Raw genomic sequence first — 21,392 nt, 5'->3', positions numbered from 1 at the left:
TGGCTAAGGCTAACAGCGAAATTGAGGCTCAGCGCTCGGTTACCCTGGGGCGCGCAGATTCCCTGACTCGCTTGACCTTTAATGCGCCCATGCGCGGTATTGTGAAGAATATTGAAGTCAGCACCGTCGGTGGTGTTATTCCACCAAACGGCAAATTGATGACGATTGTTCCGCTAGACGAACAATTATTGATTGAGGCACGGATATCCCCCCGTGACGTGGCTTTTATTCACCCCGGTCAGGATGCGCAGGTTAAAATCACCGCCTATGACTATTCGATTTATGGCGGACTGAAAGGCAAGGTGACGATGATTTCACCGGACACCATTCAGGATGAAGTGCGCCGAGAGAACTATTATTACCGGGTTTATATCCGTACTGATGTTGATATGTTGACTAATAAGTCAGGTAAGCAGTTCCCTATTTTTCCGGGAATGACGGCGACGGTTGATGTTAAGACAGGGAGTAAAACAGTACTGGATTATCTGTTTAAGCCGCTGAATAAGGCCAATGAAGCACTGAGGGAGAGGTAGAATTAATTTCATTTTTAATGTGATGCTATAGTTTAATGAGTGACATCACATTTTCACCTAAATTGAGTTTAGCATCGTTTTCGACGGTAGCAAGATGTGGGGATAACAAGAAGAGCCCTTCCGGGCCCCTCACTTTCGGTAAATTCCTAGATAACCAACAACTGATGATTAGCCAACAGCGTCGCCAGATCAGTCTGAACACCACTCATTGTGACTAAATCCGCAGAGTTGTAATTACCGCCTACGCCATCACGATCAACGCTGATCACGGTATTACCGTTTTCAACTCGAACGTTGATATAGTCTGCAATATTACCGGAGCCCAATGTAGCAACACCGTTCACATAGCTGGCATCTGCCGCCCCTATATAGCCTGAGTCCTGCAACAAACTGCTGATATCAACGCGGTCTGTATCAGCCGTATTTTCCCAGATACCAACGGTAAAGCCGTTTACTACACTATGATCGTTGCCACCGGTGGCATCTGTACTATTGAGAAGTTTGTACAACAGAGTGTCGTGGCCGTTGTTACCAATATTAATCACCTGATGGTTGTTATCCATAGTGATGACATCGCTTTCTTCACTACCAGTTAGGCTATCCATATTCATTGCCATTGTGGTGACATTATTTTTCACCACAATCCCATTCTGAACCCACAGTGACGCGTTAATATCGTAGGTATTCAACAGCACCTGATAGGTGTCTCCACGCCAGATTTGACTACCTATCGAATACCAACCGGTATCCGTTAGGTTGACCGAGTCAGTCGCCCCCCCCTGAACCACCAGAACATCCGTAGTATTCGATGCATTCAACACATCCTGCAGCGTCAGGCTCAATACGTTGGCATATTTATCACCTAAGTGGATGGCTTCAATACTGGTTATCTTATTCGCGATACTGCCAAAATTGAGATTATTAGCTGAATCCCAGACTAAGGTATCGAAACCAGCACCACCGGCTATGGCGGCAAAGTGGGTATCGTTGATCATGATGTAATCATTACCCGCCCCCGCATTCAACACTGTCGCACCGTGGCGACCGTCAAGCGTATTAACTGCCGCATCGCCGGTTAATGTGCCGGAAGTACCGTTGATATAGCTGGCAGTATTAGCATAGGCAGTGTTATCGCCATGACCACGAATAGTACCGTCAGCATTCACCGTTACACTGTTGATATTGCTGGTGTAGTTACCCCAATAAGCACTACTGTCAGCATTGTTCCAGCTTACGATATAACCACCGTCAGGCATCGCTGATACCGCAGGCAAGAAGTCCTGCCTTGCATCACTATTGGTAGAGATCAGCGTTTCCCCCCCCAACTTGTTACCTGCCGCATCAAAGGACTGAGCGTAAACTTCAGATTTGGTGGTGCTGGTAAACTTGCTCCATACCACAACGTAACCGCCCTGTTCCAATGCTGCGACGTCCATATGTACATTCAAACGGTCAAACGCTACACCATTGGTACCGTCGGTACTGGTATTTACCCGAACTTCCTGCGCATCGAGCGCAACAAGTTTGTTGGTTGCCGTATCCCAGGTAAACCGACGGGCATACACATCAAAACCGTCCATTGTGCCGTTAGAACCGGTATTCCCCGTTACAGAGCTGGTTACACTCTCATGGTTAGAAGTCCAAAGAGCGATGAAACCGCCACCTTTCAGTGCCACAACCTGCCCACCAATTTGATAACCGGCGGTTTGAGCATTGACCATAACCTCATCACCGACTTGCAGACCAGTGGTAAAACTATGTACTTTCATGTAAATGTCAGTTTTGGTTGAACCCGGCTTAGAACTCATATACTGAACAACGTAATTATTATTACCGATGTCAGCACTGGACATGCCCTGAGTCGTCGAGGCTATCGCGTAGCCATTACCCTGCACGTACCCTAGCGTATTACCTGATGTGTAGTTGTTACCATCAGCCAACGTATAACCAAAGCCATTGTTGTAGTTCGAACCTGTGGTAATAGCTACAGGTTTAGTGTCTAACGCATTGCCAGCAGCATCGTAACGCATTTGGTAAACGTTGTAGTTATGAATTGTTCCTGAAACAAACAGCAACGCATAACCGCCGTTCTCCATTGATACATAGGTTGGCGTCAATTCAAAATCCAGCGTACTGGTAATATTCACCTCTGCGCCAACTTTAACGCCGTTAGCATCAAAATTCTGCAGGTTAGGAGTCCTTCCCCCAGACGTTGAATAGAATACGCTAAACGTGCCATTCGCCTTAACGACCACATCATACAAGTAAATACCTTGTAGATAGTTCCCGTTGCTAGAACCGGTGCTAGCCGTTGAAACTGTGACCAAGCTACCAACCTGACTACCACTGGCATTATAGTGCTGAGCATACAGGCCATAAGTCCCTGCTGCTGCAGTGGTCGCCGAGGCATAAAACATCCAATAGCCGCCATCGCTTAGCGCATAAACTTTAGAAACGGTATCGTCGTAAGTTGTCTTTACGTTAGCAACCGTATTCGGCTCAATCACCGTAAAGTGTTCAACCGTTGAAACCTGACCACCGCTGTTATCAGCGACTTTCACATAGGCGTTAATACTGTACTCACCGGACGTTAACCGGATAGTTCCCCACGCAATAGAAGCTATGGTGTAACTGCCGTTTGCCGTTTGCACCAATGAGCCATCAGCGCTACTAAAGGTTTTGACCAGCATACCGCCCGCGTTGCGCACATCCACGATCATTTCCTCTCCAGCACCTGCGGTACCTTTAATAATAAAGGCCGGCTGGACTTCCGCCATATAATCAAAGCTTGGTGAACGGATAATGGCCGTATCAGAGTAAACCGTTAACTGGTCATGGGTACTCACTTCACTGTAGTTACCCGCTCTGTCAGTAATACGCGCATCAACGTTGTAAACCTGATTCAGTACGCCGTCGACGTTCAGTGCATGAGCACTATCAATCACCAGCGCCCAGGTTTTAGTGGTACGGTTAACGCTTAATGCGCTGTCGATACCTTCACGGTAAATCACGCCGTTTACTTCAATGCGCAGAGTTTCGTCTGCCCCCAGATTAGTGACCGTACCGGTGATGGTTGGTGTGGTATCCCCGGTCAGCTTAGCATCAACGGTGATAACGCTGGTTGGTGCAACCGTATCGACTTCCATCGTGAAGTTGTTCGAAACCGAACCTTCGTTACCTGCCGCATCCGATATCACCACTCGATAGGTATGTGAGCCTGGTGACAAGCTATTCAGGTTAAAGGTCCAGTCAGTGCCGGTAACCGTAGCGCTTCCCAACAGCGTTGAGCCTTCATATAGGCGAACAACGTCGGTGGTTTTAATGACATCGCTCAGAATACCGTTTAACACAACGTTGGTATCATCGGTATAGGTACCGCTGCCAAAGTTGCCCTGATATAAGCCTACGTTATCAGTGTAGCTAACGATGGTTGCCGTTTGTGTTGGAGCTATGGTATCAATTATCAGAGAAAACTCCGGTGAAGGCGTCCCCTCATTACCCGCCAGATCGGTCACCACGGCAGTAAAGGTATGTCCACCTTCATCCAGCGCAGTCGTGATGTGATAGGTCCAGTTCATTCCAGAAACAGTGGCATTGCCGACCCAGACGCCATCGACATAGATCCGCACCACGTCGCTACTGGCCGGTCTTGCCGTCAGCGTCCCATTCAGCGTTGGTAAGGTATCATCGGTTTCATTACCGCTTGGGGAGTTACTTTGGTTAGTCCCTACGTTATCGGTAAAGCTGACGATAGTCGTCGATACACCTGATGCGGTGACATCTACAGTAATATCTTGAGATATTGTACTGCTGGTATTGCCTGCCAAATCGATAATCCGTAAATCATAGGTGTGGATATCGTCAGTCAGTACCGTAGTGGTATCGAACTGCCAACTGGTACCGATGACATTGGTCACCGTCCCCCATGCTCCGCTGTCCAGTCGAATTTGTAGCGTTTCATCACTGCCCAATGCGCGGCTTAATGCACCGAACAGAGAAGGCGTCGTGTCGTAAGTAACAAAGTCACTATCGTAACTGCCAGTATCGTCGGTGATATGGCTAACGCTAATCACCTGATCCGGTGCAGTGGTGTCTAACGTCACTGTGTGATTAGTGACAGTACCCACGTTACCTGCGGCATCAACTACCCGCATGTAGTAAGTATGTCCACCTTCAGCCCATGCCGTACTTCCGTTGTTTAACGTCCAGTTACCGTTAATCAGCGTCAGTGTCTTCCAGGTAGCTCCGTTATCCAGACTAATTTGTGCATACTCACCGGCAGCCAGCGTGCCGTTGATTGAGCCGTTTAGCACAAACTGAGTATCAGATGTAATAAAGTCGCTGGACGAAACCCCGGTATCGTTAGTGATTGAATTGATAACCACAGTAGATAACGGTGCCGTCAGGTCAACTTCAATCGTGGCATTGGTACTGTAGCCATTACCAGTGGCGCTGCTGACTGAAGCCCCGATAACTTTCAAGCCTTCGCCTAGAGCCTGCATATCCGTGGAGCTTACTGTCACACGCCACGAACCGTCGTTTTCGACCTGAATATTGCTGTAGGTTTTACCGTTCAGCGTGACGGTGACAGTCTGACCGATAGCATCACTGGTACCGCTAATAACCTGAGACATCTGGTGTTCATCGATGTTCACCACGTTATCACCAGCAAAGGTATCAATAGTCAGCGTTGGCAGCTTAGTCACTACCGTCACATTATGGCTGATGCTCGCTGGGTTACCTGCGTTATCACTAACAGTAACCATTACCGGGTAAGTACCATCCACAATACCGTTAAAGTGACCACTCGGTACATTGATCGTCCATGTACCGCCCTCGGTTATTGTGGCTGAATAGTTACGTCCGTTGAAGTTAACGACAAGCGTCTGACCCGCTTCTGCCGTTGTAGTACCGCTCATGATCACGCCAGCAGCCTGTTCAGTGACGCTGATGGAGTCATCACCGGTGATCGCAGCAATAGTAATGGCCGGCGTTGTGGTATCGACCACTAACTGTTTATTCACCTCAACAACGTTACCGGCTTTATCGCTCAGCGAAACGTTGACATTGTAATCCGCGTTAGTCAGCGCCTGTACGTCGTTAGCCGGAACGGTCACCGACCAACTGCCGTTACCAGTGACGGCTACGGTATAATCCTTACCATTCAGGGTCACTACCACTAACTGGCCGTTTTCAGCACCGCCGTATGAGCCTCTCACCACGACCGGCTGGCCGTGTTCAATCGCATTGACCATGTTGTCAATAGCAATATCAGCCACGGTCAGTGATGGCGGCGTTAAGTCCAGTGCCAAATCGCGACCGGTGTTGGCCGGGTTACCGGAGATATCGCTCGCACTGGCGGTCACGCGATAATAATCGCCGTTCAGATTTCTCACGTCTGCTGCATCGACGGTCAAGGTCCAAGTCCCGTTAGCCAATACAGTAGCGGTGTATGTTTTTCCGTTCAGCGTCACTGTCACATCACGATCGACCAGATTGTTACTGGCCGAACCACTGATAATTAAGTCGCCGTTATGCTCCAGTTGATTAATGACATTATCACCAGAAATGACATTGATTCTCAGGGTTGGAACCCCGGCAACCACACCAAAGTCTTTACTATCAGCCGTGACGTTACCCGCTTTATCGGCGATGCTGACTTCAACAGTATTCGTCCCTTCGTTCAGACCATTAATCACCGATGATGGCACACCTACAATCCAAGTTCCGTCTCTGCGTACTTCCGTTGAATAAGTTTCTCCACCGATAGTCACGTAAATAATCTGACCGATAGCATTACTGGTACCAGAAAGCACTTGGTTGCTGGAATGTTCTTCAGCATTCAGCATATTGTCGCTGGTAACGTTGTCGATAGTCACGGTCGGCGCCACGATATCAATCGCTACGCTATGGATAGCCGATGAACCGTTACCCGCTACGTTGCTGGAAAACGCCGTGATTGAATAAGTACTATCAGCCAGAGTGGATACCGTACCGGCAGGAATGTCCAACGCCCAGCTACCATCTCTCCCAACCAGAGCAGTATAGTTCTGGCCACCAATAGTCACTGTCACTTCACGCCCGGTTTCCAGACCATAGCTGGTTCCGCTAATAGTCAGCGCTTGACCATGTTCAGTCGCGTTAATCAAATCATCACCAGACACAGTATTGATATTGATAACAGGCACCTGACTATTGACCACGACCTGACGCCCTACGTCGGCTGGGTTACCGGCCTGATTCTCAGCACTGGCAGTAATAGCCAGATTGCCTTCAGCCAGTTTAGATACTGCGTTAGCCGACAAAGTATATGTCCAAATATCACCCGCCAAAACGGTGGTGGTATAGGTCATACCGCCAATAACCAGCGTCACAGTTTGACCGACTTCGATACCAGCGACCGAGCCGTTCAAAACCAACGCCTGACCTTTTTCAGCCGCATTAATGATATCGTCGCCAGCGACGGTGTTAATGGTGATAGCCGTGATGGCCAGATCAACCTTCACTAAATGACTGTTAGAGACCGATTCACCTATAGCGTTCTGACCCTGAGCCGTCACGGTTAATGTTCCCTGTTGGAAGCTCGCCACGTTGATGGCTGGAATATCAATCATCCAGTTGCCGTCACTGCCTACGGTGGCATCATAAGTTACACCATTAGCCGTTACGTTCAGGATGTCTCCGGCATTAAAGCCTTCACTCGATCCTTTAACAATCAGGTTCTGACCGTGTTCAATGATGTTAATCACGTCATCACCAGACACGACACCGATACGAATACCTGGCAGGCTGGCATCAATGACTACTTTATGGGTTTCCTGACCACTGTTACCCGCTTGGTTAGTCACTTGTACCGTCACAACGATGTTGCCGTTACCAATTTCCTGCCAGTCTACAGCAGGAACACTGACGCTCCACTTACCACCAGTCTGCACTGTTGTCTGATAAGCTTGGCTGTTAACGGTAACCGTTATAGTCTGACCCACTTCAACGTTATAAACCTTGCCGCTGATGGTTTGAGCAAACTGAATTTCCGTCGCATTAATCACATCATCACCAGCCACAGTATCGATAGTGATGCCCGGTAATCCGGTATCCACCACCACATCATGGTTAGCACTAATGGAATTACCTACATGGTCAGTCACATGAGCGCTGACGGTATAGTTAGCCTCACCCAAAGCAGTCACATCGTTAGCAGGCACGTTCAGCGTCCAACAACCGTCTGAACTAACCAGCGCGGTATAAGTCTTGCCGTTAAAGGTTACGGTAACGCTCAGGCCTGCAGCTACATTCTGGCTGGTTCCGCTGATGATTAGGTCCTGACCTTTTTCAGTGGCATTAATAATATCGTCACCGGCAATCACATTAATGCCTAGCAATGGAGCCGCTGTGCTGACCAATACATTGTGGCTAGCACTGCTGCTGTTACCCGCTTTATCCGTTATGGTAGCCGTAATGGTCGTAGTGGCCTCTAACAGAGCATTTATCACACTGGCGGGTACGCCCACACTCCAAGTTCCGTCCGCATTGATAGTGGTGTTGTAAGTATTGCCATTAATGACTACCGTGATGGTATCGCCAATGACCGCATTGGTGGTCGTTCCGCGAATCACCTGTTCCTGAGCATGCTCAGTGGCGTTGATGATGTCATCTCCAGCCACGGTGCTAATGGTGATAGTCGGAGTGTAAGTATCCACCAACAAGCCATGAGTAGTACGGCCTTCGTTACCGGCTTTATCGCTCACTTTGGTAGTCACGATGGCATTGCCATTAACCAGAGCGCCTACGTAGTTGGCAGGAATATCCAGACTCCAGGTGCTGTCAACCTTCACCGTGGTGGTGTAGTTTCTACCGCCCAGATTAACGGTCACGGTCTGACCTGCTTCCGCGCCAACAACGGCGCCACTGAGGGTCAATGGTTGACTAGCTTCTGCAGCATTCAGGATATCGTCACCGGCAAGGGTATTGATCGTCACAATTGGTGCCGACGTATCCACACGCAATTCCTGAGCAGCAGAAGCCGTATTGCCCGCACGGTTAGAAACGCTAACCGAGATATCATTAGTCCCCTCTTTCAGGCCATTCAGGTCTGCTGACGCAACGGTCACAGACCATGAACCGTTGGTATTCACCTTCGCATCATAGATTTTTCCGCCGATGCTGATGGTTACGGTTTGACCCGCTTCCACATTCAGCGTTTGGCCGGTTAAGACCAGATCTTGGCCTTTTTCCAGCGCACTCATCACGTTGTCATCGGCCACTGTATGAATGCTGATGGCTACGGTAGCCAAGTCAACGCTAACGTTATGAACAACGTTTACGATGTTACTGGCAGTATCGATACCGCTAGCCTTGATAACCAGAGTTCCCGCCGGGAACAACGCTACATCATTAACAGGTACACCTACAATCCAGCTACCGTCAGCATTCACGCTGGCGCTATAACCTTTACCATTGATCGTTACATTTACTGTACTACCAGCCGCTAAGTCGGTACTGGTGCCGTTAATCACTAACGCCTGACCCAGTTCGATGGCATTAATAATGTCATCACCGGCTACGGTGTCGATACGTAAACCCGGCAGGCCGGCATCGATAACAATCTCACGTTCGCCCTGTCCTTCATTACCCGCTTGATTAGTGACAGTCGCCGTAACCGTCAGACCACCGTCGCCCTGCGCCGTCAGATCGACGGTCGGTACGCTGACTGACCAGGTGCCATCGCCATTAACCGTAGTCGCGTAGTCTTTACCCCCCAGCGAAACGGTCACGGCCTGACCGACTTCCGCGTTCACCACGCGTCCGCTGAGGGTCTGATCGATTTCGACTTCGTCTGCATTCAGGATATCGTCACCGCCAACGGCGTTGATAATAACCAGCGGTGCAACCGTATCGACTTTCACATCGTGAGTGGTTGTAACTGAATTACCTACGGTATCCGTCACGCTGGCGTTCACGGTATAGCTCGCGTCACCCAGTTTAGCCACATCAACCGCTGGAACATTCAACGTCCAAGTTCCACCTGAGTCCACAACGGTAGTGTACGACTTGCCGTTTAAGCGTACAGTGACCGACTGTCCTTGCGCTACATCGGTGCTCGTACCACTAATAGCCAGGCTTAAGCCTTTCTCGGTGGCATTGATAATGTCATCACCAGCAATAGCGTTGATAGCCAACGTCGGTGCAACAGTATCAACTAATACGTTATGACTAGCGCTGCTGCTGTTACCCGCTTTATCGGTCACTGTAGCCGTAATGGTCACAGTGCTGTCCTGCAGAGCGCTAATCACGCTGCCTGGTACACCCACACTCCAGTTGCCGTCGGCATTAACCAAAGTAGAATAAGTCTTACCATCGATAACGACCGAGACGTTGTCTCCTGCAACAGCATTAACGGTGGTACCGCTAACAATCTGAGCCTGGCCATGTTCTACTTCGTTAATCACATTGTCACCAGCTACGGTGTTGATAGTGATAATCGGCGCAGTGACGTTAACTAGCAGATTATGAGTGATGCTACTTTCATTACCCGCACTATCACTCACTGCTGCAGTCACAATTACATCACCTACCGGCAGAATACCGACGTTCTCGGCCGGAATGTCTAGCGTCCAGCGACTGTCAGCATCAACGGTCGTATGATAGGTTTTACCTGCCAGATATACGGTCACGGTCTGACCGACTTCCACCCCCGCAGTGGTACCGCTGATGGCTAACGCCTGACCGACTTCGGTCGCGTTTAGGATATCGTCACTGGCTAAAGTGTTGATGGTAATGGTTGGCGCAACAGTGTCGACGCGAACATCTTGTGTCGCTGAGGCACTGTTACCTGCCGCATTGGTCACTATCACAGAGAGATCGTTAGTTCCGTCTTTCAGGCCATGAAGGTCTGCAGCCTGTACGGTAACCGTCCACACGCCGTTGCTGTCAACGGTCGCCAGATGGTTTTTGCCGCCCACGTTCACGGTCACAACCTGATCCGCTTCCACGTTCTGGGTGGAGCCGGTCAGCACTAAGTCCTGACCTTTTTCGACCGCACTCAGCACGTTATCACCGGCTACGGTGTCAATGCTGATGGCCACGGTGGCCAGATCGACCTCCACGTTATGCAGGTGGCTGACCGTGTTACCTGAACCGTCGGTAGCCTGAGCGGTAATGGCTAACGAACCTTCAGGGAAGGCCGCCACATCCTGCGACAGGATGCCTACACGCCAGCTACCGTCAGCATTCACGCTGGCAGCGTAGTCTTGACCATTGACCATCACCGTCACCACGCTGCCCGCCGCTAAGTCGGTACTGGTGCCGTTAATCACTAACGCCTGACCCAGTTCGATGGCATTAATAATGTCATCACCGGCTACGGTGTCGATACGTAAACCCGGCAGGCCGGCATCGATAGCAATCTCACGTTCACCCTGACCCGAGTTACCGGCCTGATTAGTGACAGTAGCCGTGACCATCAGACCACCGTCGCCCAGCGCCGTCAGATCTGCTGACGAGATATTGACCGACCAAGTGCCGTCGCCATTAACGGTGCTGGTATAATTTTTACCTCCCAGCGAAACAGTCACGGACTGACCGGCTTCCGCGTTCACCACGCGTCCGCTGAGGGTCTGATCGATTTCGACTTCGTCTGCATTCAGGATATCGTCACCGCCAACGGTGTTGATGATCACCTGCGTAGCCGCAGTATTGACCAGCACCTTGTGGGTGGTTGAGGTGGTGTTGCCAATCGCATCGGCCACGCTGGCGCTCACCGTGTAGTTCGCTTCGCCCAGTTTAACCACATCGGCTGCCGGAACGTTTAATGTCCAAGAACCGTCATCCCCCACGATAGTCGTATAGGTTTTACCGTTTAAACTCACGGTCACGGTCAATCCAGCCGCCACATCAATACTGCTGCCGTTGATAGTTAGGCTTAAGCCTTTCTCAGTGGCATTGATAATGTCATCACCAGCTAACGTGGCGATAGTCAGGGTTGGTGCCGCAGTATTGACCAGCACATTGTGGCTAGCACTGCTGCTGTTACCCGCTTTATCGGTCACGGTAGCCGTGATGGTCACCGAGCTGTCCGGCAGCGCGCTAATCACGCTGGCGGGTACACCCACACTCCAAGTTCCGTCAGCATTGACGGTGGTATTATAGGTGTGGCCATTAATCACCACCACAATCGCATCACCCACCACCGCATCGGTGGTAGTGCCGCTGATGATGTGAGACTGAGCATGCTCGGTGCTATTGATCACATCGTCACCGGCCACGGTACTGATAGTAATGGCTGGCGCGACGGTATCGACTAACAAATTATGCATCGAGCTAACCGGGTTACCCGCTTTATCACTGACTGTCGCCGTGATAACCGCGTTGCCTTCGGCTAGTGCAGCTAAATCCGTTGCGTCAACGCTCAGCGTCCAATTGCCGTTAGCCGCCACGGTGGTGGTGTAGTCAGTCCCATTCAGGGAGACCGTGACAATCTGCCCCGCCTCCGCCCCGACGGTTGTGCCGCTGATAGTTAACGTCTGAGCAGCGTCTATCGCGCTCAAAATATCATCGCCAGCTAAAGTGTTAATGGTAATAATTGGAGCAGAGGTATCCACACGCACTTCTTGTGCAGCGGACGCCGTATTACCAGCAATATTATTGACGCTAACGGAAATAGAGTTAACGCCGTCGTTTAAACCGTTCAGATCGGCTGACGGAATCGTCACCGTCCAGCGGTTACCCAGACCAATGGTAGTCTGATAACTATGGCTACCCACAACAACAGTCACTGTTTGACCTGGTTCAACGTTCTGAGTTAAGCCAGACAGCACTAAATCATGACCTTTCTCAAGCGCATTCAGCACGTTGTCGCCGGAAACAGCATCAATACTGATAGCAACAGGCGCCAGATCGACAACCACATGGTGAATACTGTTAACGGGGTTACCGGAGGTGTCACTGGCTGCAACGGTAATCACTAACGGCCCTGCGGGGAAGGTTGCAACGTCATTAATTGGGATACCAGTACTCCATGTCCCATCCACAACCACGCTCGCCACATAATCTTTACCATTGACATTAACGGTAACAATACTACCGTGAGCCAGATCGGTACTGGTACCGCTAATGATTAATGCTTGACCCAATTCAATGGCGTTAATAATGTCATCACTGGCGACGGTATTAATGCCTAATTCGGGTAAGCCTGCGTCGATGGCAATTTGACGGCTGTCATGGCCTTGGTTGCCTGCTTTGTTGGTCACACGTGCAGTTACGGTTAGATAACCATTAATCAAAGCGCTTAAATCGGCAGATGAAACGTTCAGCGTCCAGTTGCCGTCAGCCCCCAAAGTGGTGGTGTAGTCGTTACCGTTCAGTGAGACGTTCACCGTTTGACCCGTTTCAGCATTCACTACACGACCGCTGATAGTCTGATTGGCAGCCACTTCGGCACTATTCAGTACGTCATCGCCACTGATGGTGTTAATCATCACAACCGGAGGCGTGGTATTAACCGCAATCTTATGGCTTTCGCGAACAGTGTTACCCGCAGCATCGTTGCCCGTCACGGTCAGAACATATTGGCTATCGGCTAGTTTAACTACGTCACCAGCCGGAACAGTAATAGTCCATCCACCATTGGCACTTACAGTAGCCTGATACGCAGTACCATTCAAATTGACAATCAACGCAGTACCTGATGCCAGACCTGTCGCCAGACCAGAAATGACTACGTCGTCATTGTGTTCAGAGGCATTAATTATATTGTCACCAGCAACGGCGCTAAAAGTGAGTCGAGCGTCACCCGCGATAACGTTCAGAGCAATATCACCGGCACTAGTGGTTTTATCACCGTGAATCTGTACAACTGAATAGGTGTGAACACCGGTTGATTGAGCAGGAATAATCACTTGCCATGAACCGTCAGCGGCTACCTGTGCACTGGCAATAACGTGGCCCAACTCATTTTTAATTTGAATAGTTGAGCCTGGCTGACCAGTACCGCTAAAGGTTGGCTGATTTTCATCAGTAATATCATTGTTTCTGAGTAAGCCTTGCTTATCGCCTGTCTTGTCCTGTACGATAAAACTCACCATCATCACTTCGACTTCTTTTATCACTTCTTCCGGCTGAGGAACCAGCGTTTCAATCACTTCAGTCTTACGGCCATCGCTTCCACCCGAGCTGCCGATTAAAGCACCAATACCGGCCCCGCCCAACAGCGCACCCGCCAGCATTCCCCACGAATAGTCACCGTCTGAACTACCGTAAAGCAGAGTCTGGATATCAGCCATAGTCGTTTCTGTCGGTTCCAGAATCATCATCTCAACAGGGATACTTGAACCTATATCCGCAAAAGTGATATGAGTTAACGCACCGCTATCATTCTGAAAAACCAGTTCGGAATATTTTTCTTCTGAATCTTCAATGAAATAACCGTTACAGCGAATAACGCTGCCATCTTTCATCACGATTAAGAGGTCGTTTCCTTGGCGCTCATAGCGGACAACTTCGGTACTGGATCCATGGATCACAAGTACACTTGGTTCCTGTAAAGAAACATTCAAGTTGCCAGCATTGATAAGAGACGTTTTGGTTTCCGCTTTGCGGGAAATAATATCAACAGTTTTGTTCAAGATTCACCTCGATTCAATATAACGGCAACGTTATCAGCTTCCGCGTTGACGCTTGCCTTTAGCCTACATTTTGCTTACTAAGAAAAATATCTCATTCTTAGAGCTGCATAGAGTTGCAGAACCAGCCAACCTTTATAATCAAAGCATTGGCATTAAATCTCTTATTACTAATAAATCAGCTAAAAATAAAAAACCAAAACATTTAACATAATGATTAATAATAAAATCAGTTATACCCAAGTGAAATCAAAATGCAGGTTTCAGTACTTGGAAATTATCGTTTAAACGTGTGAACAATGAACATGCTATTTGTGGGAGTTTCACCTCGAAAGAAGTGAAGAATGTCCATCTTAATATCCCGTTTCGTCGGATAATATTGGTTGTTTCTTATCTGCTTATTCGTCACTTACCATAACATTTCTATTGGACTTAGATCCGGGCCATATGGCGAGAAATAATGAAGCTCAATGTTCAGGACAAACGCCGCATCTTTGACTCGCTATGCGCGTTAATAACCCGCACCATCGAGAATTACCTTGGCTATTTTCGTAAGGGAGAATGCTCACGGATAGCACAAAAGAAACGCACCACACTTTCGCACCCATGACGGTGCTTCAAACACATTGAACGTTCAAGCTCGGTAGTCAAAGAACCTTCAGAACCGCCATTATCAGGCTGGAACGTGTTAAATTGCTCGTAGTCCTTAACATGTCGAAATACGGTTATCTCGTACAACCGAAAAGCCTGAGCAATCATAGTGATATTCCAGCCATTTGAAGTCAAAAGAACGGCTTTAATACAATCCTCACGACATCGATTACTGAAAATCAAGCTCCTTCATTCATCTCAGCTACAAAATGGCATGGATAAATAATACAAAGAGTTATAGGAAAGTGTATCTAGGTAAACTCTCTCAAATATAAGGCATAGCCGATATAAATAAACCTTGGACTCAAACTATTAGATACACGGTAAATTAACTACAAACTAGGGAGATCATCTTTATATTTTCTTAATATTTCTAATAATGGCAAAAGATTATCTACCGCCGCAGCATAATTCACCGCAGAGGTCCAGCCATCATAATCAGCATTCAATTTAGCTATCGCCGCCTGATGGACATCTTGTTCAACGCTAAGTAAATCGTTCAAGCTGCGCTTACTTAACTTATATTCATTACGATAAACATCACGGGCGGTAATTGCGGCAAAAAACTGCTGGTCACCCGCAGTTTCTCTTTCTCTCGCACCGGTCCAGTTAGCAAATGCCGTAGCGGCTTTTTGGTTAATATCCATTTTGGCCTGATTAACCTGAGATTCAGCCGCCCGTCTGACGCCTTCCGCCTGATCGACTCGGGCTGATACAGCGCCTCCTTGATAAATCGGCATATCTACCGAAAGTTGCAGTTGATCGTTCCAATATGAACGACTGTCTGTTTCATGACGGGTACGAGCACCCTGTAAACTTAACGTCGGCCAGTTTTGGGATTTAGCCACTTCTACGCCATATTTAGCCGCATTCTGTTGGGATTGTGCTGACTGCACCTGAGGGTTATTCTGGTAACCAATACTGTCTAACTGCACCGGTTGTTTGAGCAGTTCTTTCGGGTAATCAGGCAAGTTTGAAGCCCTCACACCAGTCAATACAGCCAGTTGGGATACTGCCGTTAAACGCTGTGCTCTATATTGTTCCAACGTCGCGCGCATACCCGCGATGCGGGCTTCAGCCTGCAACACATCAGAACTTGAACTTAATCCCGCGTCTGCCCGCAGTTGGGCCATATCTCTAACCGCTTCTAACGACTTAATATTATCTTCCACCGCATCACATAAAGACTGATAGCGCTTAACGTCCAAATAAGTTAAAGCCGTTTTCTCACCAACCTCATTCATTACGCTAAGCAAGTTATAATAATAAGAAGCCGAAACCGTTTCTTGCTTCTTAATATTGTTATTGGTTTTACCAAAGTCATAAACGAGTTGGGATAATGTTAATCCATAAGAGGCTGAATTATTTAAGCTGCCACTCGAATCTGCTTGTTTAGAATGACCGGAAGTCCCACTTAAACTCACTTGCGGATACCATACACTTTGGGCTTCATCAATCTGAGCCTGACCAATACCGGCCTGAGCAGATGCCTGAGCAATAGCAGGGCTACGACCAAATGCGCGTAAGATAGCGTCTCTTAAAGAAAGCGTTTTTGATTGTTGGACCGTTGGTGCTTCAGCCCATTTGGGTAACGGGGCAGCGTGACTAATCGGTAAATTATCAACACTGATAATGAATAGCCCGATAACAAAAAATACAACCGGCGGGTAAAACAAGGAAAATATTCGCATGTTATTCATCACCCCGCATATTTTTCATCATTAAAAATGAAAACGATTAACTACAGAAAATCCAATTAAAATCGCCATAAATATAAAACAATCCTACATCAAAACTTAAAATAACAACACAAGATAAATTATAAATATGGTGCATACTTCTGGCTGGTCCAACATTGGTTTTCGCCTGATGCGAAGTAATCGTTCGATGGACTCATATTTCAATAAATATTTGCTTGCACCATAGCAGCGACATCCTCAACCCTGAGGTATTTACCATGTCGAACCGCGACACTATTGAGCAAAGAAAACAACATATCAGTATTGGTGTGCCAGCGGCATGGCCCGTCTCATGGCCCCGCCATTGCCTGACCCCATGGGACCAGTTCTGCTCTCACCGCGTCATTTGTCGGACGATGGCACATCGGGGGCGGCAACCGTGTAAGCGGGTGTCGCGTGAACGAGGGCGCAGGCTGCAAGTCGTTATGCCATGATTAATCTCATTATTACTGAAATTTGTGGACTGGTAGGACAAGCACTGAATAGTGGGCAGAAAACTATTCCTATGCATATTGTTCCTTTTGAAATGGCCAAGGAAGATATGAACAACTATCAAGATTCAACAGATTTATCCTTCAGGCAAAGCTTAAAGCCTGCCTATGATTACTTTGAACAAACTTGGCAAGTACCCGCCATATCGGTTATTGATATAAAATGATTGCTCATTAACAAACATTCTTTTATTAAACGCTGATATTATATCGTGGATTTTAATTAGAAATTAATTTGATAATATTTTTTCGATTTAAGTTATGATTCTGTTTATTATGGTTTTTTCACCTCGATATAAGGATTTTTCAATGAAAAAGAAAGTTATTCTTTTGTCTATGTTTGTAGTGGCAATATTATTGTCAGGTTGTGCAACTGAGTCATCCCGTTCGGTTGAAGTTGCTAAAGTTGCGTCTTATAACACTCCGTATAGTGGTCAGCGTAGTGCTATTTCTGTAGGAAAATTTGATAATCGTTCTAGCTATATGAACGGCGTTTTTTCTGACGGTGTTGATCGTCTAGGTAATCAATCAAAAACTATTTTGGTGACCCATTTACAACAAACCGGCCGGTTTAACGTATTAGACCGTACTAATATGGAAGAGATTAAGGCTGAAGCGGGTATTAAAGGAAAAGCCCAAACGCTTAAAGGTGCCAGCTATGTGATTACCGGTGATGTCACTGAATTTGGTCGCAAAGAAGTCGGGGATCGCCAGTTATTTGGCCTTTTAGGCCGTGGAAAATCACAAATAGCCTACGCTAAAGTGAATTTAAATATCGTTAACGTACAAACTTCAGAAGTCGTGTTTTCTTCTCAAGGCGCTGGCGAATATGAATTATCAAATCGTGAAGTGATTGGTTTTGGCGGTACAGCCAGCTATGACTCAACGTTAAATGGCAAAGTATTAGATTTAGCCATTCGCGAAGCGGTCAATAATTTAGTTACGGGTATTGAAAATGGTGCATGGAAACCCGCTCAATAGCCTATATGAGATAAATTTTATATAACGGATTAAATATGAAGTTAATGTATAAAGCAGGTTCTTTATTAGCCATACTCTTGTTAGTCGGATGTGCTACAGCGCCAAAACCTATTTATTACTGGGACGGCTATCAAAATGTAATTTATCAATATTATCAGTCAGATACTATTGGCCCTGAACAACAAATCGCGAGTCTTAAAGAAATTATTGAAAAATCACAATCAACAAACTTGCCCGTTCCTCCGGGATTGCATGCCCACCTAGGGATGTTATATAGCAATACGGGGCATCCTGAATTAGCTATCGCTGAGTTTGAGACCGAAAAAGCACAGTTTCCAGAGTCCACAACTTTTATGAATTTTTTAATGAATAAAAGTAAAGGAGATAAAAAATGAAACGGATTATCGCGCTATGTGGATTACTGGCAGCAATATTATTAACCGGGTGTGCTAAAAAAGAAGCCGTTGACTACACCGCGTTTAGACAACACCCACCTAAAAGTATCTTGGTTTTATTACCTCAGAATGATTCTCCTGAGACCAATGCTAGCCACGGGATGTTATCTAATGTGACTTACCCTTTATCTGAAGCCGGTTACTATGTTTTTCCGGTAGCTATGGTAGAAGAGGTTTTTAAACAAAATGGTTTAGTTAATGGTGGCGAGATTCAAACGACCAGCCTGGTAAAACTCAGAGAAATATTTGGCGCAGACAGCGTGCTTTATATTACGGTTAAAGACTATGGTACTTCTTACCAAGTCATTGCCAGTGATACTCGGGTTACAGCCGATGCTAAATTAGTTGATTTAGCCACCGGTACGCTTTTATGGAGCGGTAGTGCAACAGCATCGTCTAACGAACAAAATTCCGGGTCGGGCAACTTAATCGGGATGTTGATTCAGGCTGCGGTTAATCAAATTGCGCATACGTTGACAGACAAGAGTTATGAAGTTGCCGGTGTGACCAGCGTTCGTTTGCTTGGCGCTGGGCAACCAGACAGTATTCTTTATGGTCCACGCTCACCGAAGTATGGGCAAGACGCAAAGTAATATTAAAAATGGGATTAATTTAGGTTCTAGCTAGATTTTTAGAAAAAAACGTCGCTATATGACTAGCGACGTTTTTTATGGCGTTATAAATTATTTTTCTTCGCGTAAACGCCTATAACTTTCTAGGCTCTGGAAATATTCTTAAGTTATTCAGCAAAATTTAATAAACCGGCTTTGTGTTTAATGATGGGATTATTAGCATGCAACATGAGAGTGACCTTTTGTGTTTTGAATAAGGATTTGACACCCATATCAAAAACCGGGCCTGTCCTGAAAATTGTGGTACGACACGAAGCTGTTCCTGTGATTGTTTCAGCTAATAGTGAATAATAAGTGCGAAGAAACCTGCTGTCTCACCAGCCGCTCCCTACCCGATTGTGCGTTGAGATTAATTTTAATGTGCAGAGCATCGGGGACAACGTAGTCACGGATTACACGGAAGAGCGAACCGTGAGGTTCAATCAGATACTGCCAGCCTTTATACCCTGACGTCCCCGCGAGAATGACCAGCCGAATAGGGTCTGATGGGACCACGGTCACCGGTGGTCGCCAGTAGTCGGTATCGACCCCATTACGGATGACCACAATCTTATCGGACTGAACCGGAAACCCGATCGACTGATAAATCGACTGGCTGACAAAGATAATCGCGTGATTGGCTTTGAGAAAGCGCCATTGGGATATCGGCCCCTGAACAGGAAACCCGTTATGCTTAGTAAAGACGTGCTTGAAGGGCCTGCGGCTCAATAACCGGGCATAGCTCACCAGACGATTATCGGCCGACCCGTTGGTGTGGATAATATCAATCTGGTGCGCCTCGATTATCGNCAGTAACCGCCGGAGTTGGGTAACAAGATGCACGCTCTGGCTCAACTTCCCCGGAAAATCCAGCGCTAGCACATTGGCCACGTTATCCCGCGTTAGCGACCGATACAAATAACTACTTTTTGGACAGGCCACATAAGCCGTATGGGTAGACTGTTTAAGCAAGGTTCGGATGTACACATCATGACCACCNCCACCGGCGACATGAAAATTGGTATACAGGATATTCATCATTTTTCTCATGCGATGCGTAGGGCTGACAGCCTGATGAGACGGTGCCAATAGCATAGCTGACGCGGCTTTCAACCTCCAATTGGTTTGGACGATCAATATTGGAAGTTCCATCATTTCAAACGATCAATCCCTGTTAGAAAACCTGCTAAATTGGCGTTCTTTATGATTGACCGATGAAGGTTAAGTACCATGACGCTATCTATCCATGTGCCCATTATTCGCAATAACAGCGAAGGCGTAGCATCAACCAACCCACTGGCGTTAATGCTGACTCAGGAAGCCGCGTTGGATTATCTGCTCAAGCATGCGCGAATGTGTCATCCGAATGCGGCGCTGACTTACCGCATCGCGCGGTATGAGTTATTAGAAGAGCTGGCCTGCTTTACTTATACTGGACAGACCCACTATCAGCTCGTGTTGATTGATGGCCTGCCGGGCACTCTGGAAGCCATCGTACGGCAGTGAATCCACATCGCTGTAGTGAGCAGTCAGCCCGTGAGCCTGAGATATCTCTGGACCTAATGATTTACCCCCTCACCGGTGGATAACTCAACCACGTTGAATAGAACGCGAAAAACAGATATTCCTCAACCGGGTCCTGTAGCGCCGGATGGTGAACTAGATAGCTCGACATCAACACGCTGAGCGTGACCGCAGATTGCCCTAATACGGTATCAATATCTCCCCTCAATAACGCATGAAAGCAGACTAAGGCAAAACGTTCCCGTTCTGAAGCCTCCGTCAGCGTGGCCGATAATTGAGCGAACCTGCGCTGTAACGCCGTCAGCCCCAAACGACGGCACTCGTCATCGAGCAGTTCAACGAAGATGGTCGCTTGAGACGCGTGGCCCTGAGGCCTTTTTATCGGTGTTATCGGACAATATCCGCTATACGCGAGGCGTCGTGGCCGCGGGCGGAGTTTACCTTCACTTATCAGCGCGTGAATAATGAGCTCAGGCACGATCATCCCCATGAGGCGGGTCCCTTTTGCCCGACTGACCTCGTCAGGCCACTCACAGAGCCCAACCTTCGCCCAACGGCGTAATCGGTTCACGTCAGGTTCTAAACGGATGGCCGCATCCGTATATTGATTGAGTCGGCGTTGAGCCTCTGTTTTTAATCCCAATAGTTGACTTAATGCTACTGGGTCAATAAGACGGTTCTGTCGGGCCGTGTCATGCCTGAAAGCATACAGGTGGCAAACTTGCGGGCACACTGATGCCGGCACATCCGTAATGAATGATGATGTCATAATAGTCTCACAACGATAG

At 47.7% G+C, this 21,392-nt stretch carries 10 protein-coding genes; 6 read left to right on the top strand and 4 right to left on the bottom strand.

The window, feature by feature from the left end; genetic code table 11:
* On the top strand, nt 1–533 hold a 533-nt coding region (locus YWE_RS0118960; RefSeq protein WP_029095945.1), incomplete at its 5' end, for a beta-barrel domain-containing protein.
* Between the two features lie 146 nt (nt 534–679).
* On the opposite strand, the gene YWE_RS27870 is transcribed toward YWE_RS0118960, so the two are convergent.
* Nucleotides 680–14,155, bottom strand: a complete 13,476-nt coding sequence (locus YWE_RS27870; protein WP_051323440.1) for an Ig-like domain-containing protein — start codon at nt 14,153–14,155, stop codon at nt 680–682.
* A 980-nt stretch (nt 14,156–15,135) separates the two neighbouring features.
* Nucleotides 15,136–16,494, bottom strand: a complete 1,359-nt coding sequence (locus tag YWE_RS0118950) for a TolC family outer membrane protein (RefSeq protein WP_036016548.1) — start codon at nt 16,492–16,494, stop codon at nt 15,136–15,138.
* A gap of 478 nt (nt 16,495–16,972) precedes the next feature.
* Between YWE_RS0118950 and YWE_RS0118945 the strand changes: the two genes are divergently transcribed.
* The 4 genes from YWE_RS0118945 to YWE_RS0118930 all read left to right on the top strand — a co-directional run bounded on the left by YWE_RS0118945 (nt 16,973) and on the right by YWE_RS0118930 (nt 19,062).
* Nucleotides 16,973–17,200 (top strand): hypothetical protein, encoded by a 228-nt coding sequence (locus tag YWE_RS0118945; protein WP_029095943.1) that lies wholly within the window; start codon nt 16,973–16,975, stop codon nt 17,198–17,200.
* A 142-nt stretch (nt 17,201–17,342) separates the two neighbouring features.
* On the top strand, nt 17,343–18,014 hold the full coding sequence (locus YWE_RS0118940) for a CsgG/HfaB family protein (RefSeq protein ID WP_036016546.1): 672 nt from the start codon (nt 17,343–17,345) through the stop codon (nt 18,012–18,014).
* Between the two features lie 35 nt (nt 18,015–18,049).
* On the top strand, nt 18,050–18,409 hold the full coding sequence (locus YWE_RS0118935; protein ID WP_029095941.1) for a DUF4810 domain-containing protein: 360 nt from the start codon (nt 18,050–18,052) through the stop codon (nt 18,407–18,409).
* Complete coding sequence (locus YWE_RS0118930) at nt 18,406–19,062, top strand: DUF799 domain-containing protein (RefSeq protein ID WP_029095940.1); 657 nt, start codon at nt 18,406–18,408, stop codon at nt 19,060–19,062. The genes YWE_RS0118935 and YWE_RS0118930 overlap by 4 nt, the downstream gene beginning before the upstream one ends.
* 312 nt (nt 19,063–19,374) lie before the next feature.
* Here YWE_RS0118930 and YWE_RS0118925 read toward each other — a convergent pair whose 3' ends face one another.
* Entirely contained in the window at nt 19,375–20,118 is a 744-nt protein-coding gene (locus YWE_RS0118925; RefSeq protein ID WP_029095939.1) for a glycosyltransferase, read from the bottom strand.
* Nucleotides 20,119–20,310: 192 nt separating this feature from the next.
* Here YWE_RS0118925 and YWE_RS0118920 point away from each other — a divergent pair, with 192 nt between their 5' ends.
* Nucleotides 20,311–20,586 (top strand): hypothetical protein, encoded by a 276-nt coding sequence (locus YWE_RS0118920; RefSeq protein WP_029095938.1) that lies wholly within the window; start codon nt 20,311–20,313, stop codon nt 20,584–20,586.
* A 61-nt stretch (nt 20,587–20,647) separates the two neighbouring features.
* Here YWE_RS0118920 and YWE_RS27865 read toward each other — a convergent pair.
* Nucleotides 20,648–21,392: hypothetical protein (locus YWE_RS27865; RefSeq protein WP_036016544.1), on the bottom strand; the 745-nt coding region annotated here is incomplete at its 5' end.

This window comes from Budvicia aquatica DSM 5075 = ATCC 35567, assembly GCF_000427805.1.
Lineage (GTDB): Bacteria > Pseudomonadota > Gammaproteobacteria > Enterobacterales > Enterobacteriaceae > Budvicia > Budvicia aquatica.
Note: the sequence above shows the minus strand (reverse complement) of the source record. Positions and strands in the feature narration are given on the sequence as shown.